Source organism: Streptomyces sp. NPDC048172 (genome assembly GCF_043202595.1).
GTDB lineage: Bacteria > Actinomycetota > Actinomycetes > Streptomycetales > Streptomycetaceae > Streptomyces.
This window is the reverse complement of the sequence record NZ_JBIDAT010000011.1, coordinates 15,081-38,049: the sequence shown is the minus strand read 5'-3', so window position 1 is coordinate 38,049 and position 22,969 is coordinate 15,081. Positions and strand designations below refer to the sequence as shown.

General features: G+C 72.1%; 20 protein-coding genes. 8 read left to right on the top strand and 12 right to left on the bottom strand.

Going from position 1 to position 22,969, the window contains the following annotated elements; all coding sequences use genetic code 11:
- Positions 1-249 precede the first annotated feature (249 nt).
- From ACGF3A_RS37495 to ACGF3A_RS37485, 3 genes are all read left to right on the top strand, one after another.
- Positions 250-2,541 carry an acetate--CoA ligase family protein gene (locus ACGF3A_RS37495; protein WP_393734994.1) on the top strand — a complete coding sequence of 764 codons (2,292 nt, stop codon included), beginning with the start codon at positions 250-252 and terminating at the stop codon, positions 2,539-2,541.
- A 109-nt stretch (positions 2,542-2,650) separates the two neighbouring features.
- Positions 2,651-3,463, top strand: coding sequence for an enoyl-CoA hydratase/isomerase family protein (locus ACGF3A_RS37490; RefSeq protein ID WP_393734993.1), 813 nt, complete (start codon positions 2,651-2,653; stop codon positions 3,461-3,463).
- A gap of 125 nt (positions 3,464-3,588) precedes the next feature.
- The gene (locus tag ACGF3A_RS37485; protein ID WP_393734992.1) at positions 3,589-4,251 is read left to right on the top strand and encodes a flavin reductase family protein; all 663 of its coding nucleotides are present in this window, start codon (positions 3,589-3,591) and stop codon (positions 4,249-4,251) included.
- On the opposite strand, the gene ACGF3A_RS37480 is transcribed toward ACGF3A_RS37485, so the two are convergent.
- On the bottom strand, positions 4,218-5,054 hold the full coding sequence (locus tag ACGF3A_RS37480; RefSeq protein WP_393734991.1) for an NAD(P)H-dependent oxidoreductase: 837 nt from the start codon (positions 5,052-5,054) through the stop codon (positions 4,218-4,220). The two genes, ACGF3A_RS37485 and ACGF3A_RS37480, sit on opposite strands and share 34 nt — an antisense overlap.
- A 71-nt stretch (positions 5,055-5,125) precedes the next feature.
- Here ACGF3A_RS37480 and ACGF3A_RS37475 point away from each other — a divergent pair, with 71 nt between their 5' ends.
- Positions 5,126-6,196 (top strand): GlxA family transcriptional regulator, encoded by a 1,071-nt coding sequence (locus ACGF3A_RS37475; RefSeq protein ID WP_393734990.1) that lies wholly within the window; start codon positions 5,126-5,128, stop codon positions 6,194-6,196.
- 25 nt (positions 6,197-6,221) lie between these two features.
- On the opposite strand, the gene ACGF3A_RS37470 is transcribed toward ACGF3A_RS37475, so the two are convergent.
- Positions 6,222-7,571 carry an MFS transporter gene (locus ACGF3A_RS37470; protein ID WP_393734989.1) on the bottom strand — a complete coding sequence of 450 codons (1,350 nt, stop codon included), beginning with the start codon at positions 7,569-7,571 and terminating at the stop codon, positions 6,222-6,224.
- Positions 7,572-7,641: 70 nt separating this feature from the next.
- Here ACGF3A_RS37470 and ACGF3A_RS37465 point away from each other — a divergent pair, with 70 nt between their 5' ends.
- On the top strand, positions 7,642-8,637 hold the full coding sequence (locus tag ACGF3A_RS37465; RefSeq protein ID WP_393734988.1) for a GlxA family transcriptional regulator: 996 nt from the start codon (positions 7,642-7,644) through the stop codon (positions 8,635-8,637).
- Positions 8,638-8,658: 21 nt separating this feature from the next.
- Here the strand turns inward: ACGF3A_RS37465 and ACGF3A_RS37460 are convergent, their stop codons facing one another.
- Genes ACGF3A_RS37460 through ACGF3A_RS37445 form a run of 4 tightly spaced genes read right to left on the bottom strand, consistent with a single transcriptional unit; the run spans position 8,659 to position 13,396 of the window.
- A complete protein-coding gene (locus ACGF3A_RS37460; RefSeq protein WP_393734987.1) occupies positions 8,659-9,726 on the bottom strand; it encodes a Zn-dependent alcohol dehydrogenase in 1,068 nt (355 codons plus the stop codon).
- A 10-nt stretch (positions 9,727-9,736) separates the two neighbouring features.
- Positions 9,737-11,245 carry an aldehyde dehydrogenase family protein gene (locus ACGF3A_RS37455; RefSeq protein WP_393734986.1) on the bottom strand — a complete coding sequence of 503 codons (1,509 nt, stop codon included), beginning with the start codon at positions 11,243-11,245 and terminating at the stop codon, positions 9,737-9,739.
- Positions 11,246-11,262: 17 nt separating this feature from the next.
- Positions 11,263-12,465 carry an acyl-CoA dehydrogenase family protein gene (locus tag ACGF3A_RS37450; RefSeq protein WP_393734985.1) on the bottom strand — a complete coding sequence of 401 codons (1,203 nt, stop codon included), beginning with the start codon at positions 12,463-12,465 and terminating at the stop codon, positions 11,263-11,265.
- A 19-nt stretch (positions 12,466-12,484) separates the two neighbouring features.
- Positions 12,485-13,396: an SDR family NAD(P)-dependent oxidoreductase gene (locus tag ACGF3A_RS37445; RefSeq protein WP_393734984.1), complete on the bottom strand. Its 912-nt coding sequence runs from the start codon at positions 13,394-13,396 to the stop codon at positions 12,485-12,487.
- A 119-nt stretch (positions 13,397-13,515) separates the two neighbouring features.
- Here ACGF3A_RS37445 and ACGF3A_RS37440 point away from each other — a divergent pair, with 119 nt between their 5' ends.
- Positions 13,516-14,442, top strand: coding sequence for a cyclase family protein (locus ACGF3A_RS37440; RefSeq protein ID WP_393734983.1), 927 nt, complete (start codon positions 13,516-13,518; stop codon positions 14,440-14,442).
- Between the two features lie 18 nt (positions 14,443-14,460).
- Here the strand turns inward: ACGF3A_RS37440 and ACGF3A_RS37435 are convergent, their stop codons facing one another.
- The 5 genes from ACGF3A_RS37435 to ACGF3A_RS37415 all read right to left on the bottom strand — a co-directional run bounded on the left by ACGF3A_RS37435 (position 14,461) and on the right by ACGF3A_RS37415 (position 19,739).
- Positions 14,461-15,063, bottom strand: a complete 603-nt coding sequence (locus ACGF3A_RS37435; RefSeq protein ID WP_393734982.1) for a hypothetical protein — start codon at positions 15,061-15,063, stop codon at positions 14,461-14,463.
- Between the two features lie 307 nt (positions 15,064-15,370).
- Positions 15,371-15,886, bottom strand: coding sequence for an ATP-binding protein (locus ACGF3A_RS37430; protein ID WP_393734981.1), 516 nt, complete (start codon positions 15,884-15,886; stop codon positions 15,371-15,373).
- A 434-nt stretch (positions 15,887-16,320) separates the two neighbouring features.
- Positions 16,321-17,316: an acyl-CoA dehydrogenase family protein gene (locus ACGF3A_RS37425; RefSeq protein ID WP_393734980.1), complete on the bottom strand. Its 996-nt coding sequence runs from the start codon at positions 17,314-17,316 to the stop codon at positions 16,321-16,323.
- 7 nt (positions 17,317-17,323) lie between these two features.
- Positions 17,324-18,496 (bottom strand): acyl-CoA dehydrogenase family protein, encoded by a 1,173-nt coding sequence (locus ACGF3A_RS37420; protein WP_393734979.1) that lies wholly within the window; start codon positions 18,494-18,496, stop codon positions 17,324-17,326.
- 10 nt (positions 18,497-18,506) lie between these two features.
- Complete coding sequence (locus ACGF3A_RS37415) at positions 18,507-19,739, bottom strand: amidohydrolase family protein (protein ID WP_393734978.1); 1,233 nt, start codon at positions 19,737-19,739, stop codon at positions 18,507-18,509.
- 153 nt (positions 19,740-19,892) lie between these two features.
- Between ACGF3A_RS37415 and ACGF3A_RS37410 the strand changes: the two genes are divergently transcribed.
- On the top strand, positions 19,893-21,470 hold the full coding sequence (locus tag ACGF3A_RS37410) for a class I adenylate-forming enzyme family protein (protein ID WP_393734977.1): 1,578 nt from the start codon (positions 19,893-19,895) through the stop codon (positions 21,468-21,470).
- A 49-nt stretch (positions 21,471-21,519) separates the two neighbouring features.
- Here ACGF3A_RS37410 and ACGF3A_RS37405 read toward each other — a convergent pair whose 3' ends face one another.
- Complete coding sequence (locus ACGF3A_RS37405) at positions 21,520-21,933, bottom strand: STAS domain-containing protein (RefSeq protein WP_393734976.1); 414 nt, start codon at positions 21,931-21,933, stop codon at positions 21,520-21,522.
- A 266-nt stretch (positions 21,934-22,199) separates the two neighbouring features.
- On the opposite strand from ACGF3A_RS37405, the gene ACGF3A_RS37400 reads away from it, so the two are divergent.
- Entirely contained in the window at positions 22,200-22,805 is a 606-nt protein-coding gene (locus ACGF3A_RS37400) for a sigma-70 family RNA polymerase sigma factor (protein ID WP_393734975.1), read from the top strand.
- Positions 22,806-22,969: the final 164 nt, after the last annotated feature.

Here is a 22,969-nt window from a genome sequence, read left to right as displayed (position 1 = left end):
GCTCAGTGCGACATCCGGTGAGCCCTCCAGCGCTCCGCACCGGTGATGTTGGCGCTCGGAGTGACCGCCGGGGCGTACGCGCGGGCGGGGCGGGGGCGCGCGGTGGCCACATGGGAGCGGCGGGCGCGGGGTAGACGAGAGAGGAGCCCCCTCCGGCGATCGTGCCGCCACACTTCCTGACAACCTGTCAGTTCAGTAATCTGACAGGGCGTCAGTTATATTGGCCACCAACAGGAGTGGGCGAGAACGATGCTCGGATCGACTCACGGCACCCTCACCACCACCCCCCGTTCGGCACGCGTGCTGGCCTGTGGCGAGCAGCTCACCGGCGTCGGCGTCGTCCACGGACAGGCGCCCGGCGGCGTCCGCTCCGGCACGGGCGGCACCTGCTCCGACGGCACCGCGGACGCCGCCGCCCTCGACGTCAGCGGACGCCCCCTGCACGCGGACGTGCCCGATCTGGACCGCCTCTTCCGGCCCGAGTCCGTCGCCGTCGTGGGCGCCTCCGACGCCGAGGGACGCCCCAATACGGGGATCACCCGGCAGCTCCTCGCCTGGGCCGAGCGCGTCGGCGCACGGCTGCGTCCCGTGCACCCCACGCGCGAGGCCGTCTTCGGCCTGCCCTGCGTCCCCTCCGTCACCGACCTCCCCGAACCCGTCGATCTCGCCGTGCTCCTCGTCGCCGAACCGCTGCCCGTGATCGAGCAACTGGCGGACACCAAGACCCGTTTCGCCGTCGCCTTCGCCTCCGGCTTCGCCGAGACCGGCGAGGACGGCGCCGCCGCGCAGGCCGAGCTCGCCGAGATCTCCGCCCGCTCCGGGCTCCGACTGCTCGGCCCGAACACCAACCTCAACGCCTTCGAGCACTTCCGTGACGACCTCGAAGGACCGGCCATCGCGCTGATCACCCAGTCCGGCCACCAGGGCCGCCCCGTCTTCGCCCTCCAGGAGCTGGGCATACGGCTCTCCCACTGGGCGCCGACGGGGAACGAGGCCGACCTGGAGACGGCCGACTTCATCTCCTACTTCGCCTCACGGCCCGAGGTCGGCGCCATCGCCGCGTATGTGGAAGGGCTCAAGGACGGGCGTGCCTTTCTGCTCGCCGCCGACCGGGCGGCGCGCGAGGGCGTACCCGTCGTCGCCGTGAAGGTCGGCCGCACCGAGACGGGCGCCCGTACGGCCGCGTCCCACACCGGCAAGCTGACGGGCGCCGACGCCACGGTGGACGCGGCGATGCGGCAGTACGGCGTGATCCGGGTGAACGGCCTGGACGAGCTCCAGGACACCTCGGCGCTGCTGGCCCGCGCGCGCCCGCCGCAGGCCGACGGCGTCGCCGTCTACGCGATATCGGGCGGCACCGGCGCGCACTTCTCGGACCTGGCGACCGCCGAGGGACTCACCCTCCCCACGCTCTCCGAGGCGAAGCAGGCCGAGCTGCACCAGTGGATCCCGGACTATCTCTCCGTGGCCAACCCGATCGACAACGGCGGCCATCCCGTGGGCGACTGGCGCGGGCGGAAGATCATCGACGCGATCCTCGCCGACCCGGACGTGGGCGTGCTGATCTGTCCCATCACCGGCCCGTTCCCCCCGATGAGCGACAAGCTCGCCCAGGACCTGGCCGACGCGGCGGAGGCGACGGACAAGCTGGTCTGCGTCGTCTGGGGCTCCCCCGTCGGCACCGAGGACGCCTACCGGCACACGCTGCTGGGCTCCTCCCGTGTCGCCACCTTCCGGACCTTCTCCAACTGCATAGGCGCCGTCCGCGCCTATCTCGGCCACCACCGCTTCACCCGCGGCTACCACTCCCCCTTCGCGGAGGCGCCGCGCACCCCCTCCCCCTCGTACCGCAAGGGGAAGGCCCTGCTCCGGCCCGACCAGCAGCTCAGCGAGCACTCCGCTAAGCAGCTGCTGCGCGCGTACGGCATCCGCGTCCCCCGCGAGAAGCTGGTCACCAGCGCCGCGGGCGCCGTGCGCGCCGCCGCGCAGGTCGGCTACCCCGTCGTGATGAAGGCGTCCGCGCCGCAGCTCGCGCACAAGAGCGACTACGGCCTGGTGAAGGTCGGGCTGACGTCCGCCAGCCAGGTCCGCGAGTCCTACCGCGAACTCACCGAGATCGCCCGCGTCGAGGGCATCGAGCTGGACGGCGTGCTCGTCTGCCAGATGGTCGAACCCGGCGTCGAAATGGTCGTCGGCATCACCCAGGACGCGCTCTTCGGGCCGACGGTCACGGTCGGCCTCGGCGGGGTGCTGGTGGAGGTCCTGCGCGACTCGGCCGTCCGCGTCCCGCCCTTCGGCGAGGACCAGACCCGCGACATGCTGGGCGAACTGCGCGGCGCCGCGCTCCTCGACGGCGTCCGCGGACGGCCGCCCGCCGATGTGGACGCCCTCGTCGAGGTCGTCCTCCGGGTGCAGCGCATGGCGCTGGAACTGAGCGGGGACGGGCCGGGACAACTCGCCGAGCTGGACATCAATCCCCTGGTGGTGCTGCCGCGCGGGCAGGGCGCCGTGGCACTCGACGCACTCGCCGTCTGCGGCTGACTCACCCTCTGCGACTGAAGGGAGCTCGCACACGATGTCCTCCTCTCCCGAACCCCACGCACCTGGAACCGGATCAGCTACGGAATCTCCCCGGGCGTCCAACGCCCCCGTGTCGACGCCCGGGGAGTCCCTGGAGACAGTTGTAGAGCACGCCACTGACAACGGCGTCTCGTGGATCACCCTCGACCGCCCCCACGCCCTCAACGCCCTCACCTGGGACCAGCGGGAACGCCTGATCTCGCTGCTCTCCGCCGCCTCCGCCGACCCCGCCGTGCGCGCCGTCGTGATCACCGGGAGAGGCCGGGGCTTCTGCGCCGGCGCCGACCTGCGGGGCACGCCGGACTCCGGGCGCGAGCGCGTCGCCGGGGACGTGGCGCGGACGATCGAGCACGGCGCGCAGCGGCTCGTCGGCGCGGTGCTGGACTGCGAGAAGCCGGTGCTCGCGGCCGTGAACGGCACGGCGGCGGGCATCGGCGCACACCTCGCGCTCGCCTGCGACCTCGTGCTGGCCTCCCAGGAGGCGAAGTTCGTCGAGGTGTTCGTGCGGCGTGGCCTGGTGCCGGACGGCGGGGGCGCGTATCTGCTGCCGAGGCTGGTGGGGCCGCAGCGGGCGAAGGAGCTGATGTTCTTCGGCGACTCGCTGCCCGCGCCGGAAGCGGAACGCATGGGTCTGGTGAACCGCGTGGTCCCCGCCGACGAGCTGGAGAAGACCACACGGGCCTGGGCGGAACGGCTTGCCCAGGGCCCGACCCGGGCGCTGGCGCTGACGAAGCGGCTGGTCAACGACGCGCTGGACAGCAGCCGTTCGGTGGCCTTCGCCGCCGAGGCCCAGGCGCAGGAGATCAACATGACGACGCGGGACGCCCAGGAGGGCGTGGCGGCTTTCAAGGAGCGCCGCACGCCCGTCTACGAGGGCCGCTAGGGCATCCACAAGAGGCACGGGGACCCTCTTCCGGATCCCTCCGGCCCTCTTCCGGGGCCCTCCGGTCCTCTTCCGGGGCCCGCCCACCCCTTCCCATCTGACGCTCCATCAGATTCAATGAGGACATGATGGGACACGCAGGGATGGCGGCCACCGCAGTGCGCTACCTCCGCGCGGTCGGCGCGGCGCAGCCCGCGACAGCACCGGCGCCCGCACCGGACCCGCTCCCCCGCCAGCGCCTGCGCGCCGTCCGCGAGGACGAGCGCGCCCCCGTCGACGGCGCCGAATTCCGCCGCGTGCTCGGCCATTTCGCCTCGGGCGTCACCGTCGTGACGGCCCCGGCGGGCGAGGGCGAGCGCGAGGAGGGCGGGGCGGCGGACGGGGCGGCCCCCGCCGGGTTCGCCTGCCAGTCCTTCGCCTCCCTCTCGCTGGACCCGCCGCTGGTCTCGTTCATGGTCGCCCGTACGTCCACGACGTGGCCGCGCATCGCCCGCGCCGGGGTCTTCTGCGTGAACGTCCTCGCGGCGGACCAGGGCGAGCTGTGCCGGGGGTTCGCGGTGAGCGGCGGCGACAAGTTCGCCGGGGTGACGCACGCGCCGTCGCCCGTGACCGGATCGCCGCTCCTGGAGGGCGTCGCCGCGTGGATCGACTGCGAGATCCACGCCGTGCACACGGGAGGCGACCACCTCATCGTCGTCGGCCGGGTGCGCGCGCTGGACGCCTCGCAGGACGAGGACGTGGCACCGCTGCTGTTTCACCGGGGGACGCTGGGCACGTTCTCGTCGTAGTGCGCGCCGTAGTTCTCGTCGTAGTGCGCGTCGATCCCCGTGCGCCCCGGGGCCACGTCCGCCCGTAGCACCAGGTCGGCGTCGTAGTCGCCGCCCGCCTCGCGCCGGAAGGGCAGGGGCGTGTCCGATTCCAGCCCCTCCAGGCGTGCGCGGAGGGCATCGGCGTACTCCTTGAAGTCCCGTTCGGTGAAGCGCCTGTTCGCGCCGTAGACCGCGAAAGGCGGCAGCGCCTCCATGCCCGTGTACCAGAACACCCCGTGGTGCACGGGGAAGAGAACGCCGTTGAGGTCGCCGTGCACACCGCGCGGGCCGAACGAGGACTCCCGCGCGCCTACGGACGTCACCACGAGGGCGCGCTTGCCCGCGAGGCCGCCGTCTCCGTAGCGCCGGGTGCGTCCCTCCGCGTCGGTGACCACCTGCGCGTACCCCTGGACGAGCACCCTGTCGAACCAGCCCTTCAGGATGGCGGGCGGCCCGAACCACCACAGAGGGAAGTGCAGCACCACCGTGTCCGCCCAGTCGAGCTTCTCCTGCTCGGCACGGATGTCGGGACTGAGCGTTCCCGCCCGGTAGGCGGCCTCCTGCGCGTCACCGACGACCATCCGGCCGTCGCCACCGTCCTCGTCCCCGCCACTGTCGAACGCGACGTCCGTACGGTCCACGGTCGCCTTCCAGCCCATGGCGTACAGGTCCGACTCCCGTACCTCGTGCCCCTGCTCGCGCAGGGCGCGCACGCCCTCGTCGCGCAGGGAGCCGTTCAGTGAGCCCGCTTCCGGGTGGGCGAATATCCAGAGCACCTTCATGCCCACGATCCTGCGCGGACCGGGAGGGAGGAACGAGTGGCCATACTGCCAGCATGTGAAAGAATCTGGCCATGAGTGTCTTCCGGCAGCGGAACCCACGGAACGGCGACGAGGGCCCCCACCGGGTCGCGGTGCTGGTCCGCGAGGGCGTGATGCCCATGGAGCTGGGCCTCGCGCACCAGCTCTTCGGGTACGCGGAGTCCCCCGGGGGCGAGCCTCTGTACGAGGTGGTGACCTGCGCCCCGGTCCCCGGTCCTGTCCGTACGGACGCCGATTTCCCCATCCATGTCGCACACGGCCCCGAGGCGCTGGAAGAGGCCGACACGGTGCTCGTCCCGGCGACACACGTGGCCGACGAGACCGAGACGGACGGCACGCTGCCCCCGGCGCTCGCCGCCGCCATGGCGCGCATCCGGCCCGGCGCCCGTATCGCCTCCATCTGCACGGGGGCCTTCGTCCTGGCGGCTGCCGGGCTGCTGGACGGGCGCAGAGCGACCACCCACTGGCGCTCGGTCGACGATTTCCGCGCGAGATACCCCGGCGTCGAGGTGGACCCGGACGTGCTCTACGTGGACGAGGGCGATGTCCTCACCTCCGCCGGGGAGGCGTCCGGCATCGACCTGTGCCTGCACATCATCCGCCGCGACCACGGCACCGCCGTCGCCAACACGGTGGCCCGCAGAACGGTCGTACCGCCCCACAGGGACGGCGGACAGGCCCAGTTCATCCCCCGCCCGGTGCCGCCCGCGCAGCGCTCCTCGACGGGCAACGCGCGCGCCTGGGCGCTGCGCCATCTGGACCGCCCGGTGACCCTGGGCGAAATGGCGGCACAGGAGGCGATGAGCGTACGGACGTTCACGCGGCGTTTCCGCGAGGAGACCGGGCAGACCCCGGTGCAGTGGCTGACGCGGCAGCGGATCGACCACGCGCGCCAGCTGCTGGAGGAGACGGATCTGAGCGTCGACCGTATCGCCGCCGACGCGGGCTTCGGCACGGGCGCGTCCCTGCGCCAGCATCTGCGGGCCAGCATCGGCGTCTCCCCACGCGCCTACCGCCGCACCTTCCGCGTCCAGGAGCAGGACCAGGAGCAGGACCAGGACCGGCCCCAGGACCGGCGCGCGGCCCCTGCCGCCTCTTATTAGGCCCGCATTATTAGGCCCGCTCTTATTAGGCCCGCACCGCGTCCACCAGTTCGTCCGCGCGGCCCCTCCGGATCACCAGGGCCATCAGCGCCGCGACGGCGCACAGGGCGCCCGAGGAGTACCAGACGACGTCGTACGAGCCGAAGACGTCCCGTGCGACGCCGCCCAGGAACGCGACCAGTCCGGCGCCCACCTGGTGCGAGGCGAGGACCCAGCCGAAGACGATGGCGCTGTCCTCGCCGTAGTGCTCGCGGCACAGGGCGAGCGTGGGCGGGACGGTGGCCACCCAGTCGAGGCCGTAGAAGACGATGAAGAAGATCATCGGCGGATGGACGGACGGGGCGAGCAGCATCGGCAGGAACATCAGGGAGACGCCGCGCAACGCGTAGTACAGCGACAGCAGGCGGCGCGCCTCGAAGCGGTCGGTGAACCATCCGGACGCAATGGTGCCCACGACGTCGAAGACCCCGATCACCGCGAGCAGCCCGGCCGCCGCCGTCACCGGCATGCCGTGGTCGTGCGCGGACGGCACGAAATGGGTCTTCACCAGGCCGTTGGTGGTCGCGCCGCAGATCGCGAAGGTCCCCGCGAGCAGCCAGAAGGGACCCGTCCTGGCCGCGTCGAACAGGACGCGCAGGGCGCGTTTTCCCGCGCCCGTACGGGGCGGAGGCTTGGGCACGAACTCCGTGGCGCCGTACGGGGCGAGGCCGACGTCGGCCGGATGGTCGCGCAGCAGGAGCCAGACGAACGGCACCACCGCGAGCGCCGTCAGCGCGACCGTGACGGCCGCGGGGCGCCAGTCGTACTGCTCGATCAGGTAGGACAGCAACGGCAGGAAGACCAGTTGGCCGGAGGCGCCGGCGGCGGTCAGGATGCCGGTCACCAGGCCCTTGCGTCGCACGAACCAGCGGTTGGTGACCGTCGCGGAGAAGGCGAGCGCCATACAGCCGCTGCCCAGGCCGACGAGGACGCCCCAGAAGAGCACCAGCTGCCAGCTCGCGGTCATCACGGTCGTCAGGGCCGCCCCCACGGCGATGGTGGTGAGCGCGACGGCCACGACCCTGCGGATGCCGTAGCGGTCCATCAGCGCGGCGGCGAACGGCGCGGTGAGCCCGTACAGCGCGAGGTTCACCGACACGGCGAAGCCGATGGTGCCGCGCGACCAGCCGAACTCCCCGTGCAGCGGGTCGATCAGCAGGCCCGGCATGGAGGCGAAGCCCGCAGCGCCGATGATCGTCACGAAGGCCACGGCGGCGACCGTCCACGCGCGGTGCACCCGTGGCGGCCGTGCGCCCCTGTCGCGTTTTTCGGGCGGCCCGGAGGAGGGCGGCTCGTCTCCGGCACGCGGTGCGTGCGATGCGGTCGTCTGCGTCACGGAACGAGTCTCGGCGGGACGATCACGCCGCACGAGTGGCCGGAAGGCCATCATGTGCGAGGATCGGGCCATGAGCGTGTTCCAGCATCCTGAGCGTCACCGGGTGGCCGTTCTGGTGCGCCCCGGGCTGCTCCCCATCGAGCTGGGCATCCCGCACCGTCTGATGGGCCGCTCCAAGACGGCGGACGGGAAGCCGCTGTACGAGGTCGTGACCTGCACCGCGTCCGTTCCCACGCCGGGACCGGTCCGTACGGACGCGGACTTCACCGTCAACGTCGGCCACGGCCCCGAGGCCCTCGCCGAGGCGGACACCGTGATCGTTCCCGCCGCGCACGAGACGGACGCCTCGTACCATCTGGGCACCCTGGAGCCACCGCTCGCCGACGCGCTCGCCAGGATCCGGCCGGGCACCCGTATCGCGTCCATCTGCACGGGCGCCTTCGTCCTGGCGGCGGCCGGACTGCTGGACGGGCGGCGGGCGACGACCCATTGGGCGTCGGCGGACCATTTCCGTTCGCTGTATCCGCGCGTCCGTCTGGAGCCCGATGTGCTCTATGTGGACGAGGGAGACGTGCTGACCTCCGCCGGTGTGGCCTCCGGCATCGATCTCTGCCTCCATATGGTGCGCTCGGACTTCGGCTCCGAGGTGGCGAACTCGGTCGCGCGGCGTACGGTCGTCCCGCCGCAGCGCAGCGGAGGGCAGGCCCAGTTCGTCGTCCGTCCGGTGCCGCAGTCCGACATCCGCACGACGGGCACGGCCCGCGCCTGGGCGCTCGACCATCTGGACAGACCTCTGACCCTCCGCGAACTGGCGGCACGGGAGTCCATGAGCGTACGGACGTTCACCCGGCGCTTCCGCGAGGAGACCGGGCTCAGTCCGCAGCGCTGGCTCATCGAGCAGCGCGTCGAACGGGCCCGGCACCTGCTGGAGAGCAGCGACATGGCCATCGACCGGATCGCGGAGACGGCCGGTTTCGGCTCGCCCTCCTCGCTGCGCTCGCACTTCCAGTCGGCACTCGGGGTCTCCCCCGCGGCCTACCGGCGCACGTTCGCGGTCAAAACGTGATCCCCGGCGTCCTGAACACGTTCAGAACGTGAGCACCCCCCGGGCCACCCGGCCGTGGTGCGCGTCGTCGGCCGCCTTGTCGAAGTCCTCGACCGGATAGACCTCGGTGACCAGTTCGTCCAGGAGCAGCCGTTCCCGCCGGTACAGGTCGGCGTAGAGGGCGATGTCCCGCTGCGGACGGGACGAGCCGTAACGGCAGCCCAGGATGGACTTGTCGAGGTACATGGCGGAGACCCGGAAGGACGCCTCGGCGTCGGCGGGCGGCACGCCCAGCAGCACCGCCTGTCCGTGCCGGTCGAGCAGATCGACGGCCTGCCGGATGAGCGTGGTGCTGCCGACGCACTCGAAGGCGTGGTCGGCGCCGTCCGGAAGGGTCTCCCGGACCGCGGCGACCGTGTCGTCCACGGCGGACGCGTCCACGAAGCGGGTGGCGCCGAACCGCCGCGCCACGCCCTCCTTGGCCGGATTGGCGTCCACGGCGACGATCTCCCCGGCCCCGGCGATCCGCGCGCCCTGGATGACGTTCAGCCCGATGCCGCCCGTGCCGATCACCACGACCGAGTCGCCCCGGTCCACCTTCGCCCTGTTGAGCGCGGCGCCCACTCCGGTGACGACGCCGCAGCCGATCAGCGCGGCGGACGGGAAGGGGATGTCCTCGGGAATCCGTACGGCCTGGACCGCCTTGACGACGGTGCGCTCCGCGAAGGCCGAGAGCGCGGCGAAGTTGTACAGCGTCCCGCCGCCGCGCGTGAAGGGGCGCTCCGGCCTGCCGATGGCATGGCGGCACATGGTGGGCCTGCCGCGCCCGCACTCCGCGCACGTGCCGCAGTTCGCGATCGTGGACAGCGCCACGTGATCGCCGGGCGCGACGTGCGCGACGCCCTCCCCGACCGCCTCCACCACGCCCGCGCCCTCGTGCCCGAGCACGACCGGGCGGGGGAACGGGATCGTCCCGTCGATCACCGACAGGTCGCTGTGGCAGAGCCCGGCGGCCCGGACGCCGACCTGGACCTCGCCGGGCCCGGGGCCGCGTACCTCCAGGTCGCCGACCACCTGGGCCCGTTCACCCTCGAAGATCACACCTCGCATGACCCCTCCCTCACCAGACGATCGACTGGAGCTCGCTGTACGCGTGCAGCCCGAAGGAGCCGCCGTCCCTGCCGACGCCGGACTCCTTGAAACCGCCGAAGGGCGTCTCGGGGTGCCGTTGCACGGTGTTGATGCCGACGTTGCCGCTGCGCAGCCGCCCCGCGAGGCGCCAGGCCCGGCCCGCGTCGCCGCTGAACACGTAGTCGTAGAGGCCGTACGGCGTCCCGTTCGCGATCCGCACGGCCTCGTCGTCGTCCTCGAAGGGCATGGCCACGACGACGGGCCCGAACAACTCCTCACGGGCCACGGTCATCTCGGGGGTGACCCCGGCGATGAGCGTCGGGGCGACGTAGAAACCGGTGGCGGGCGAGGACGGGCGCTCACCGCCGGCGAGGATCTTGGCGCCCTGGTCCCGGGCACCCTCGATGTACGCCTCGACGCGGTCGCGCTGCGCCGCGGAGATCAACGGCCCGACGAGAGTTCCCTCTTCCGTGGGATCCCCAACCGTCATCGACGCGGCGTACTGTGAAAGCGCAGTCACGAACTCGTCGTAGTGCGAGTGGTGTACGAGCACGCGCGTCGGCGCCGTGCAGATCTGGCCGCTGTGAAATGCCCAGGTCGAGGCGACCGAGCCCAAAGCAGCACTGCGGATGCTCTCCCCGGCATCCTCCATGATCAGCGCTGCCCCTTTTCCCCCCAGTTCCATCAAGGTGCGCTTCATCGTGCGCGCCGCGGTCTCAGCGATCTTCTTTCCCACGGAGGTGGAGCCAGTGAAGCTGATCATGTCGACGTCCGGGTGCGCGACCAGGGCCTCCCCTGTCGCCGCGCCGGAGCCGGTGACGACGTTGTAGAGGCCGTCCGGCAGCCCGGCCTCCTGGAGCAGTGGGCCCAGCTCCAGGCAGGTCAGCGGGTCCTGCGGGGCGGGTTTGCACACGACGGCGTTCCCCGTCGCGAGTGCGGGCGCGACCTTCCCGGCCAGATTGGCCACGGGGAAGTTGTAGGAGGTGATGCAGCCGACGACCCCGACGGGGCGGCGCACGGCCGCCGCGCCCAGCAGTCCGCCGGGAGCGAGCGCGCTGGCCTTCACGGGCTGGGGCGCGAGCGGCACGGTGTCCGGTTCGAGCGCGCCGCGCGCGTAGCGGCGGAAGCGGTCGGCGGCGGTCGGCATCTGCATGCCGCGCGCGACCTTCATCGTGGCTCCGGTCTCGGCCTGGAGCAGCGGGACGAGGTCGGGCCCCCGTTCGGCGAGGAGCGCGGCGACGCGGCCCAGCACGGCGGACCGTTCCCCGGGGTCGGTGGCGGCCCACGCCTCCTGGGCGGCGCGCGCCGCGCGTACGGCGGCGTCGATGTCGTCCGCGCCGCCCTCGGGCGCGTGGCCGACGGGCTCCTCGGTGGCAGGGTTGGTGATCTCGTAGTGCCCGGCCGCCGGCTGGTGCCACGAGCCGTCGATCCAGTGCTGGTGGGCGCGGGGTGCCGGGCCGGTTCCGGGCGGCGTGGGTGTGCGCGGTGTCGTCGTCACGTGCGGGCCTCTCTCGGTCACGTGCGTGCGTCTCTCGGCAGGCCCAGCACGCGCTGGGCGAGGATGGTGCGCTGGATCTCGTCCGAGCCGCCGTAGATCGTGTCGGCGCGGGTGAAGAGGAACAGCCGCTGCCAGGCGTCGAGCTCGTAGGGGCGTTCCGGCGACCAGTCACCGGGGCCGAGCGCGGCCTCCGCGCCGCGTACGCGCATGGCCAGTTCGCCGAGGCGCTGGTGCCAGCCGCCCCAGAGGAGCTTGGCGACGCTGGGGGCGCCGGGGTCCTCGGCGCCGCCGAGGGTGGCGAGCGCGTTCCAGCGCATGGTCCGCAGTTCGGCCCAGGCGCGGACGAGCTGATCGCGCAGGACGGGGTCGCGGCGGGTCGCGCCGGTGCGGAGGGCGGAGCGGAGCACGTCGTCGAGTTCGGCGGCGAAGCCGATCTGCTGGACGAGGGTGGACACGCCGCGCTCCAGGGCGAGCAGTCCGGTGGCGACGCGCCAGCCGTCGCCCTCGGCGCCCACCCGGTGCTCGGCGTGGGCGACGGCGCCGTCGAAGAAGACCTCGTTGAACTCGGACGTCCCCGACATCTGACGGATCGGCCGGACCTCGATCCGGCCCGGCTGGTCCATGGGCACGAGCAGGAAGGAGAGACCGCGGTGTCCCCGGGCGCCCTCCTCGGTGCGGGCCAGGACGAAGCACCAGTCGGCCTCCTGGGCGAGCGAGGTCCAGGTCTTCTGGCCGGTGATCCGGTAGTGCTCCCCGTCGCGCGCGGCAGAGGTGCGAACGGCGGCGAGGTCGGAACCGGCGCCGGGTTCGCTGTAGCCCTGGCACCAGAGTTCCTCGCCCCGGGCGACGGCGGGGAGGAAGCGGTGGCGCTGTTCCTCGGTGCCGTAGGTGAGGAGGGTGGGGGCGAGGAGGTTCTCGCCGATGTGGCCGACGCGTCCGGGGGCGCCCGCACGGGCGTACTCCTCGGCCCAGACGACCTGCTGGATGAGGGTGGCGGACCTGTTGCCGTAGGTGCCGTGCGCGTGGTCCCAGCCGAGGCCGATCCATCCGGCGGCGCCGAGTTCGCGTTCCCAGCGGCGGCGTGCGTCCGTGGCCTCGTGCTCGCTGCCGGGGCGCCCCTGCCCGGCGGCGCGGGCGTACTCGCCGACGAGGTGCGCGTCGAGCCAGGCGCGGGCCCCGGCGCGGAACTCCTCGTCCTCGGGGGTGAAGGCGAAATCCATGGCTGGCCCTTCCTGCCCGTCAGGCGTTGGGGCGTTCCTTCTTCGCCGCCGCCTCGGCCATCTCCTTCAGCCGCTCCAGCATCGGCATCGGGTCCTTGCCGACCGTGCCGGGCAGATGGTCGGCTATCTGCTCCGGCGTCCAGTGCCCGTCGGCGTACGCGGCGCGCAGTTCGCGCGGCTGGGCCCATACGGCGATCTTGGGTCCGGCGACGGTGTAGACCTGCCCGGTGATCTCCTCGTCCCTGGCGCGGTCGCTGAGGAGGTAGACGACGAGCGGGGCGACGTCCGCGGGCTCGCCGATCTCCTTCAGCTCCATGGGCACGTTGGCGGACATCCGGGTGCGGGCGACGGGTGCGACGGCGTTGGCGATGACGCCGTACTTGTGCAGGCCCAGGGCCGCGCTGCGGACGAGGGAGATGATGCCGCCCTTGGCCGAGGAGTAGTTGGCCTGGGAGACCGAGCCCTGGTGGTTGCCGCTGGTGAAGCCGATGAGGGCGCCGGACCCCTGCCGCCGCATGACGGCGCTCGCGGCACGGAAGAGGGTGAAGGTGCCCTTGAGGTGGGTGGCGACGACGGGGTCCCACTCCTCCTCGCTCATGTTGAAGAGCATCCGCTCGCGCAGGATCCCGGCGACGCAGACGACGCCGTCCACCCGCCCGAAGTGCGTGAGCGCGGTGTCCACGATCCGCTGGCCGCCGTCCATCGTCGAGACGTCGTCGGCGACGGCCACGGCCTCGCCGCCCGCCGCGACGATCTCCTTCGCCACGGCCTCGGCGACCTCGCTCTCGGGCTCGCCGCCCTCGATGGAGACCCCGTAGTCGTTGACGACGACATTGGCGCCCTCGGCGGCGCAGGCGAGCGCGACCGCGCGCCCGATGCCCCGTCCCGCGCCTGTGACGGCGACGACCTTGCCTGACAGGAAGTTCCCCACGCCGCGCCCCTTCCCGGGTTTTCTGACGGACCATTAGATTCTTGAGCAGACGCCGGGTGAACACAAGACCCGGACCCAAGACCCGTACGCGCACAGGCAGTCCAGCCCCGGGAGGACCGATGACGCTGCCGCAGGAGTTCCAGGACATCGCCAAGCGCGTGAACAACTGGGGGCGCTGGGGCCGGGACGACGAGACCGGCACGCTCAACCTGATCACCGACGAGGTCGTCCGTACGGCCGCCGCGGCCGTACGCTCCGGCCGCCGCGTCCCGCTCGCGCTCCCCCTCCAGCAGGACGGCGTGCAGACCGGGATGATCCCCGGCCGCGTCAACCCGCTGCACACCATGGTCGCGATCAACATGGAGATCTTCGGCCCCGGCACCGTCGCCACCAGCGACGACGCGGTCACGATGGGCCTCCAGGCCGCCACCCACTGGGACGGCCTCACCCACGTCTCGCACGGCGGCAGGCTCTACAACGGCCGCCCCGCCGACACCGTGACGGCGCACGGCGGCGCCACGTTCGCCGGGATCGAGAAGATCTCCTCGCTCGTCTCGCGCGGCGTCCTGCTCGACGTGGCGCGCGCCAGGGGCGAGGACCGGCTGCCGGGCGCGCACGCGGTCGGGCCCGACGACCTCGCCGCGGCCGAGGAGTTGGCGGGCACCCGGGTCCGCGCGGGCGACATCGTCCTGGTCAGGACGGGGCAGATCCAGCACGTCCTCGCGGGCGACAAGCAGGCGTACGCGTACCCGTCGCCGGGCCTGTCGCTGTACGCGCCCGAGTGGTTCCACGCGCGGGACGTGGCGGCCGTCGCCGACGACACGCTCACCTTCGAGATCTTCCCGCCCGAGGTCGAGAACCTGTGGATGCCCGTGCACGCCCTGCACCTCGTCGAGATGGGCATGCTCCAGGGCCAGAACTGGAACCTGGAGGGCCTGTCCGAGGCGTGCGCGGAGGAGGGCCGTTACGCGTTCCTGCTGACCGCGACCCCCGAACCGTTCACCGGCGGTACGGGCGCGCCGGTGGCGCCGGTCGCCGTGCTCTGAGCCAGGAGGCCGCCCCGCTCAACAGCCCGCGTTCTTGTACGACCTCGCGGCGGTACGTTCGACCAGCGTCGCGAGGTCCTTCTTGTGGTGCCCACCCGGGGGCGTGGTGACGAGGACGCTCAGCGCCCGCTTTCCCGGGCAGGGGACATACAGCGCGGCGGCGCTCCCGCTGACGTAGCCGCCGCCGAACTTGTCGAGGCGCTCCTGGTCGCGGCCCCACTTCACCGCGGCGATCATGTCCGCCTGCCAGTCCTCCTCGCTGCGCGCCGGTTCGACGGCGAGGGTGACGGCCTTCTTCCCGTCGGCCTTCACGGCGCAGCGCCCCTTGCCCGCGGAGATCCCGAACGTACGGGCGTCCGGCACGATACGGCCCAGCTGGGCGGCTTCGCTCCCGCCCGTCAGCGGCTCGCACTGGCCCTTGTACTGCGTACGGAAGCTCTTCAGGTCCCCGGAACCGGATCCGGAACCGGAACCGGACGAGCTGGAGGAGCCGGAGGAGTCCGAGGAGCTGCACGCGGTCACGCCCGTGACGCCGACGAGCCCGGCCACGAGCAGCAGCACCGCGCCGGAGAGCGGCGCCCTGCGACGGGAGCGGTGCTCCGTGAGGCGGTGGTGGTCCATGAGCGCAAGAGCGTAGTCCGCGCCCGGCCGGGAGGAGCGCCGGGGGCGTGCGGGACGGCCGGTCGGGTGGCGGTGCGCCTATGCGCACCCCGAGCACGGCACAGCGGACCGCCACCCGGCTCCGGCGCTCAGGCCCTGCCTCCGTGGAGGCTGACGCCGGACCGCGACCCGCACTCGCCGAGGAACCTCATGCTCCTCGGCGTCCCCTCGCGACGAATCGCTCCACCCAAGGGTGATCAAACAGACACGACACGTCAACACCTGGTCTGGACTTTGGGATTTATGCCCCTTTTGTCGCGGCGCGCCGCTATCCGAACGCGCCCAGCCCCAGCGCCTCCGGCACCGCCGTGCCCCGCATACGGGTACGGGGATCGACCGGCTCCGGCCTCGCGCTGTCGCGGGCGGCGCCGTCGCGGGCGCGGTCGAGCTCGCACCAGACGCGCTTGCCCCCGTCCTCCTGCTCCCAGCCCCAGCGGTCGGCGAGCCCGGAGACCAGTTCCAGTCCGCGGCCGTTGGTGTCCTCACCCTCGGCCTGGCGCTGGCGCGGCGGGCGGCTGCTCGCGTCCGCGACCTCCACGCGCACGGAGTCGACCACACCCTGCCCCGATCCCGGCCCCGGCAGAAGCATGCACAGCACAGCCGGACAACCTGTGTGCACAACCGCGTTGGTCACGAGTTCCGAGATCAGCAGAATCAGCGTCTCGGACAGGGATTCATCCGCGTCCACCCCGGCACCCGCGAGCCGGGAGCGGGCCCACCTCCGGGCACGCCCCACCTCCATCGGGTCGGGGCCGATCTCCAACTGCTCCTGAAGCACCTGCACCGCTCACACCATCCGAACTGGCGGACACGTCGCCTCGCGTCTCCATGAAGTCACGGATTGTGACTTCAACGAGGAACAGCATGGTTGACGCATAGTCACTGCAACAAGCGCTTCAGGCATATTCCGGCGCAAAGGAGTAGACGTGCTGCATACTGTGCGGCGCCGATCGCGACCACTCGAACGTTCCGGCGACGATCCCCCGCGCCACCTCCGGCTTCCCTTCCCCGCCTGCCTGGACACCAGGAGCGGGGCGGCCGTGGAAGGCTCGCCGCGGGAAGGACTCGGTACGTGCACCCGAGGGAGCGTACCCGAGCGGAATGTGATCTCCCGCTTGAGGGTGGTCACATCCTGGACACGACGCGATATCAACGCAGCGTAATCGCGCAACGGTTAATTACCGGGATGAATTTGGACATCATTTGGCTAAACGCTCTTTAGAGTACTGCCGCCAATTTCTCCTCAGCAGTCACAACTCTCTGCCACTGCCGGGCGCGCAGCCAGGCCCGCTTGAGGTGGAGGTGGACGTCGGCCTCCCAGGTGAACCCCATGCCGCCGTGCACCTGGAGACAGTCCCGCGCGTTGCGCACCGCCGCCTCGTCGGCCAGCAGCTTCGCCGCCGCCGTCTCGCCCTCGTCTTCCGTCAGCGCCGCGGCGTAAACCACACTTCTGGCTGTTTCCGTGCGCACCAGCATCTCGGCGCAGAGATGCTTGACCGCCTGGAAGGCCCCGATCGGCTGTCCGAACTGTTCGCGCTCCCGTGCGTATCCGACGGCCATCTCGACGGTCCGGCCCGCGCTGCCGAGCTGCTGCGCCGCCGTCAGCAGCGCCCCCTCCCGGCGCAGCCGCGCCCCGTCCACGCCCTCCAGCACCTCCCCGTCCTCCGCCGTTCCCGTCACCGTCCCCGTCACCGCCCCCGTCACCCGGTGCAGCGGCGAGAGCGGGTCCACGGACCGTACGGGCTCGGCGCGCAGGGCCTCCGGCGCGACCGTACGGGGCGGCCCGTCGCCGTCGAGCACCAGGACGCGTCCGGCGGCCTCCAGATGCTCCACAGGCCCCTCCGCAAGCCGCTCCGACAGCCCCTCCGCCAGCTCCAGCGCCGTCACCACCACCGTCCCGTCCGCCGCGCCCGGCACCAGTCCGGCCGCCAGCCGGCTCGCGACGAGCGGTCCCGGCAGCAGCGCCCGTCCCGCCTCCTCCAGGACGAGCACCGACTCGGGCAGCCCGAGGCCCACCCCGCCCTCCGCCTCGGGGAGTGCGAGCGAGAAGAATCCCGCCTCGCCCAGTTCGCGCCACAGGGCGCGGTCGGGCCGGGGAGACCCGGAGTCGTCGTCCACGGCCCGCCGCAGCGCGTCCCGTCCGAAGCGCGCGTCCATCAGCTCCCTGGTGCCGCGCCGCAGCGCCTCCTGGTCGTCCGTGAGCCGGAAGTCCACCCCGGGGTCACCGTCCCTTCGGAAGGCCGAGGATGCGCTCGGCGACGATGTTCCGCTGGATCTGCGAGGTGCCCGCCGCGATGGTGTACGAGAGCGAGGAGAGCCGGTCGGCCGTCCACGGCACGTCCGTGTCGAGCGCGCCGTCCGGGCCCAGCACCTCGGCCGCGGCGTCGTACAGCTCCTGGCGGGCCTGGGAGTAGCGCAGCTTGAACACCGAGCCGCCGACCCCCGGAACGCCCGTACCGCCGCGGCGCAGCGCGTGCTCGGCCTCGCTGACGTTCCACTGGGTGAGCCGCCACAGCGCGGTGAACTCGGCGTTCAGCCGCCCCAGCCCGCGGCGGAGCGCGGCGTCGTCCCAGCGCCCGTTCGCGCGGGCGGCGGCGGCCAGTTCGCGCAGGGTGCGGCGGCACGCGACGACCTCCCCCACGAAGGCCGTCCCGCGCTCGAAGGAGAGCGTGACCATGGTGACGCGCCAGCCGTCGTTCTCCTCGCCCACCCTGTTGGCCACCGGGACGCGCACCTCGTCCAGGAAGACCTCGGCGAACTCGGCCGTGCCCGCGAGGGTCCGCAGCGGCCGTACGGTCACTCCGGGCGCGTCCATGGGCAGTGCGAGCCACGAGATACCCCGGTGGCGAGGTACCTCGGGGTCGGTACGGACGAGGAGTTCGCACCAGTCGGCCACCTCGGCGTGCGAGGTCCAGATCTTCGAGCCGGTGACCACGTAGGAGTCGCCGTCCCGGACCGCGCGCGTACGGAGCGCCGCCAGGTCCGATCCGGCGTCCGGTTCGCTGAAGCCCTGGCACCAGACCTCGTCGCCGCGCAGGATCGGCGGCAGCCATCTGCGGCGCTGCTCCTCCGTGCCCTCGGCGGCGATCGTCGGCCCGGCGTGCAGGAGCCCGACGAAGCCCGCGCCCACGTACGGTGCGCCCGCGCGCTCGGTCTCCTCCAGGAAGATCAGGTGCTGGGTGGGCGTGGCTCCCTGGCCGCCCGCGTCCTCGGGCCAGTGCAGTCCGGCGTATCCGGCGTCGTGCAGCGTGCGCTGCCAGCCCATGTCGTACGCCCGGCGCGCGGGCCAGTCCAGCGGGTCGGGCTTCGGCGGCAGCTTGGGCAGCGTCTCGGCCAGCCAGGCGCGCAGCGTCCGCCGGAACTCCTCTTCCTCCTCCGTGTGCCCGAGGTCCATCGCGCGCCCGTCAGCTCACCCGCGCCGCGCGCGAGCGGTACTGCTCGGGCGTACGGTCCAGGTCGAGGCCGAGCATCCGGATGGCGTTGCCCCGCATCAGTTTCCACACGGTCTCCTCGTCGAGCCCCTTCACATGCTCCAGGGCGACCTCCTTGGTGTGCGGGAAGGTCGAGTCGACGTGGGGGTAGTCCGTCTCGAAGGTCGCGTTGTCCCGGCCGACGGCGTCCAGCGCGGAGACCCCGTGTTTGTCGCGGAAGAAGCAGCAGAAGATCTGCCGGTAGTAGTACGTGGACGGGGGCTCGGGGATCAGGCCCCGTACGCCGCCCCAGGCGCGGTGCTCCTCCCATACGTCGTCGGCGCGCTCCAGGGCGTACGGGATCCAGCCCATCTGGCCCTCCGCGTAGGCCAGTTTGAGGCGGGGGAAGCGGACCAGGACGCCGCTGAAGAGGAAGTCCATCATCGAGGCCATCGCGTTGTTGAAGGAGAGCGAGGCCTGCACCGCCGGGGGCGCGTCCGGGGAGGCGGCGGGCATCTGCGAGGACGAGCCGATGTGCATGCACACCACCGTCCCCGTCTCCTCACAGGCGGCGAAGAACGGGTTCCAGTAGCCGGAATGGATGCTCGGCAGCCCCAGATGGGTGGGGATCTCGCTGAACGTCACGGCCCGTACGCCCCGTTCCGCGTTCCGGCGCACCTCGGCGACGGCCAGTTCGACGTCCCACAGGGGCACGATGCACAGCGGGATGAGCCGTCCCCCGCTGCCGCCGCACCACTCCTCCACCATCCAGTCGTTGTACGCGCGCACGCAGGCGAGGGCGACGTCCTTGTCGTGTGCCTCGGCGAAGGTCTGGCCGCAGAAGCGCGGGAAGGTGGGGAAGCAGAGCGAGCCCTCGACATGGTTGGCGTCCATGTCGCGCAGCCGCTCGGCGGGGTCCCAGCAGCCGCGCCGCATCTCGGCGCGGGTGATGCCCTCCAGGGTCATCTCGTCGCGGTCGAAGCCGACGGCGGCGATGTTGCGCTTGTACGGGAACTTGAGGTCCTCGTAGATCCACCAGTCGGTCGGCGGACCCTCCGGGTCCATGGTGATCTGGTACTTGCCGCCGACGTACTCCAGCTCGCCGATCCCGGCGGTGAGCGGCTGCGGACCGCGGTCGCGGAACTTCTTCGGCAGCCAGGTCTCGAAGAGGTGCGCGGGCTCGATCACATGGTCGTCGACGCTGATGATGCGCGGTAGTTCCGTCACCGGAGTATCCCCTCACCCGTTGCTGCCTACGTCTCCGCATATCTGATGGACCGTCAGAAAGAGGCTAGACCCGCGACCTCTGGACCGACAAGGCACCGGGGCTTACGCTTCCGGCCATACCTGACGATGCGTCAGCTCGGGAGGCGGACCGCCATGCCCACCACGGCCACCAGCGACACACCCCACGCCCTCGGCGCGTCCCGCACGCTGTGGGAGCTGCTCGACCGGCGCGCGGGGCTCACCCCGGACGCGCCTGTGCTGATCCAGGCGGGAGACACCCCCGACGGCGACAGGACCCTCACCTTCGGCGCGCTGCGCGACGGGGCCGAACGGACGGCCGCCGGGCTGCGTGCCCTCGGGGTCGCCCCCGGGGACACCGTCGCCTGGCAACTGCCCACCCGTATCGAGACGGTCGTGCTGACCTTCGCCCTCGCCCGCCTCGGCGTACGGCAGACGCCCGTCATCCCCTTCTACAGAGAGCGCGAGGTCCGTCTCGCCCTCCGGGCCACAGGGGCACGCCATTTCGCCCACCCCGGCCTCTGGCGCGGCTTCGACCACGGCGAAATGGCACGAGGGATCGCCGCCGGGCTCGACCATCCCCTGAACGTGTTCAGGGCGTACGACTCCCTCCCCGAGGGCGATCCCTCCGAACTGCCGCCCCCGCCCGACGACGGCACGGCCGTACGGTGGATCTACTGGACGTCCGGGACGACCTCGTCGCCGCGCGGCGTCCTGCACACCGACCGCAGCCTCATCGCGGGCGGCGCCTGCCTCGCGCATGCCCTGCGCCTGCGCCCCGACGACGTCGGCTCGATGGCCTTCCCCTACGCCCACATCGCCGGGCCCGACTACACGGTGATGCTGCTGATGTACGGCTTCCCCGCCGTGCTCTTCGAGCGCTTCGCGATGCCGGACGCGCTCGACGCGTACCGGCGGCACGGCGTGACCGTCGCGGGCGGCTCGACGGCCTTCTACTCGATGTTCCTGGCCCAGCAGCGCGCACACCCCGGCAGCCGCGTCGTCCCCAGCCTGCGGCTGCTCGCGGGCGGCGGCGCGGCGAAGCCGCCGGAGCTGTACCACGAGGTCGTCGCGGAGATGGGCTGCCAGCTCACCCACGGCTACGGGATGACCGAGGCCCCGATGATCACGATGGGCGCCCCCGACGACACCCCGGAGCACCTGGCCACCACCGAGGGACGGCCCCCGGAGGCCATGGAGATCCGGATCACCGACGCGGACGGCAAGCCCCTGCCGACGGGGACGGACGGCGAGGTCAGGCTGCGCGGCGAGGCGGTGTGCCAGGGGTATCTGGACGCGGAGGACACGGCCGGGGCCTTCGACCACGACGGCTTCCTGATCACGGGCGACCTCGGGCATCTCACAGAGGGTGGCCATCTCGTCCTCACCGGCCGCACCAAGGACATCATCATCCGCAAGGGCGAGAACATTTCGGCCAAGGAGATCGAGCAGCTGCTCTACGAGCATCCCGCGGTCGGCGACGTCGCCGTGATCGGACTCCCCGACGCGGAGCGGGGGGAACGGGTGTGCGCGGTGGTCGAGCAGCCCGCGGGGGCCGAGGCGCTGACGCTGGAGGGGGCCACCGCGTATCTGCGGGAGCAGGGACTGGCCCCGTACAAGCTCCCGGAGCGGCTGGAGGTCGTGGACGCGCTGCCGCGCAACGACGCGCTGCGCAAGGTGCTCAAGTACAAACTGCGGGAGCGGTTCGCGTGACGCCCCTACCGGCTACCGGCTACCGGGACACCCCCTGCCGTGACCCCCGCTACGCCGTCCTGGGCCGGACCGTGGAGGACGCCGTCGTGCCCGGCGGCACCGCCACCGCGGCGTGGCCCGTCGCGGCGGCCAGGTCCGGGTAGCAGTCGAAGAGCCGGCGCACCCCGAGCGCGGCCAGCACGCGGTTGACGTGCGAGCCGTCCACGGCGCCCTGCGCGGGCAGGATCAGCCGGAGCTGCCCCGCACACGAACGCATCAGCCGGCGCGAGGCGATCAGCACCCCCACGCCGCTGGAATCGCAGAAGAGCACCTCGGACAGGTCGAGCACCAGACTGCGGCGCCCCTCGGCCACCGCGTCATGCACGTGCTGCCGCACCGCCGGAGAGGTCACCAGGTCCATCTCGCCGGAGACGCGCAGCACGGCCCACTCCCCCCGCGCCTCCTCCAGCACTTTCAACGACACGTCCCCGCACCCCTTCGTCGTTCGCCTACAGCTTTCGGCTGCCCGTCCGACTACTGCCAAAACTGGTCCCGTAGGACGACCCTATGTCGTCACCAGGTCGTACTTCTGAGGACTTCTGTCATGGGTGCGCACTGTGACGAAATCAGCACCTTCAGCAATCGCCCTGGGGCGCACATTGCCGTAAAGGGGCGTGCGTTGTCAGCCCCTCGCACTACATTCGAGGTGTTGACGAACGTCACGAGGGCGGGCATGAGGGCGGGGCTTCCATGGCGAACGACACACAACCGCGCTGGGACCGGAAGATGCAGCAGCGCCTCGCGCGGGGCGAGGCCGCCGCGCTCGGCGAGCTCTACGACAGATTCGCGTCCCTCGTCCACAGCCTCGCCCACCGGGTGCTCGACGACGACGAGGCGGCCGACAGCACGACCCGCGACGTGTTCGGTTACGTCTGGGAGAATCCGCACGCGTTCGATCCCCGCGAGGGTCCCCTGCGCTCCTGGATCGCCGCGCTGACCCAGCGGCTCGCGGCGAGCAGGCTGCGGCAGCAGCAGCGGGGAGGCGGGCCGCTGGGCCCCGAGCGGGCCCGGCAGATCGAGGAGAAGGTGCGCGCGGCCTCGACGGCGGCCCGCGCCGACTACATCGTCACGTCGATGCCCGCCTCCCTGCGCGCCGCCTTGGAGCTGGCCTATTTCGAACGGCGCGATTACCGACAGACGGCCGAGCACCTCGGCGTCACCGAGGACGAGGCCCGCCGCCGCCTGCGGCTCGGCCTCCAGCTCCTCTCCTCGGCGATGACCCTGCCGCCGGGGGTCGCCTCCCCCGCCCCCGGCGAGACCCCCGCCCCACCGCACCGCATGGGACAGCAGCAGTGAACGCGCCCCTGGACCCCGGACGCGACAAGACCCCGGGACCTGACCGATCCGACCGATCCGACCGATCCGACCGGGTCCCGAAGCAGTCCTCCGGCGGACCCCGGCAGGACGAGCACACACGTCCGCCGGACGCGCATGCCGCACCCGGCGCACGAGCCGCACAG

What these genes read in the sequence shown, in the direction of transcription:
- ACGF3A_RS37495 (WP_393734994.1), top strand. Translation starts at nt 250, where the DNA reads ATGCTCGGATCGACTCACGGCACCCTCACCACCACCCCCCGTTCGGCA.
- ACGF3A_RS37485 (WP_393734992.1), top strand. Translation starts at nt 3,589, where the DNA reads ATGATGGGACACGCAGGGATGGCGGCCACCGCAGTGCGCTACCTCCGC.
- ACGF3A_RS37480 (WP_393734991.1), bottom strand. Translation starts at nt 5,054, where the DNA reads ATGAAGGTGCTCTGGATATTCGCCCACCCGGAAGCGGGCTCACTGAAC.
- ACGF3A_RS37475 (WP_393734990.1), top strand. Translation starts at nt 5,126, where the DNA reads ATGAGTGTCTTCCGGCAGCGGAACCCACGGAACGGCGACGAGGGCCCC.
- ACGF3A_RS37465 (WP_393734988.1), top strand. Translation starts at nt 7,642, where the DNA reads ATGAGCGTGTTCCAGCATCCTGAGCGTCACCGGGTGGCCGTTCTGGTG.
- ACGF3A_RS37460 (WP_393734987.1), bottom strand. Translation starts at nt 9,726, where the DNA reads ATGCGAGGTGTGATCTTCGAGGGTGAACGGGCCCAGGTGGTCGGCGAC.
- ACGF3A_RS37450 (WP_393734985.1), bottom strand. Translation starts at nt 12,465, where the DNA reads ATGGATTTCGCCTTCACCCCCGAGGACGAGGAGTTCCGCGCCGGGGCC.
- ACGF3A_RS37440 (WP_393734983.1), top strand. Translation starts at nt 13,516, where the DNA reads ATGACGCTGCCGCAGGAGTTCCAGGACATCGCCAAGCGCGTGAACAAC.
- ACGF3A_RS37435 (WP_393734982.1), bottom strand. Translation starts at nt 15,063, where the DNA reads ATGGACCACCACCGCCTCACGGAGCACCGCTCCCGTCGCAGGGCGCCG.
- ACGF3A_RS37420 (WP_393734979.1), bottom strand. Translation starts at nt 18,496, where the DNA reads ATGGACCTCGGGCACACGGAGGAGGAAGAGGAGTTCCGGCGGACGCTG.
- ACGF3A_RS37410 (WP_393734977.1), top strand. Translation starts at nt 19,893, where the DNA reads ATGCCCACCACGGCCACCAGCGACACACCCCACGCCCTCGGCGCGTCC.
- ACGF3A_RS37400 (WP_393734975.1), top strand. Translation starts at nt 22,200, where the DNA reads ATGGCGAACGACACACAACCGCGCTGGGACCGGAAGATGCAGCAGCGC.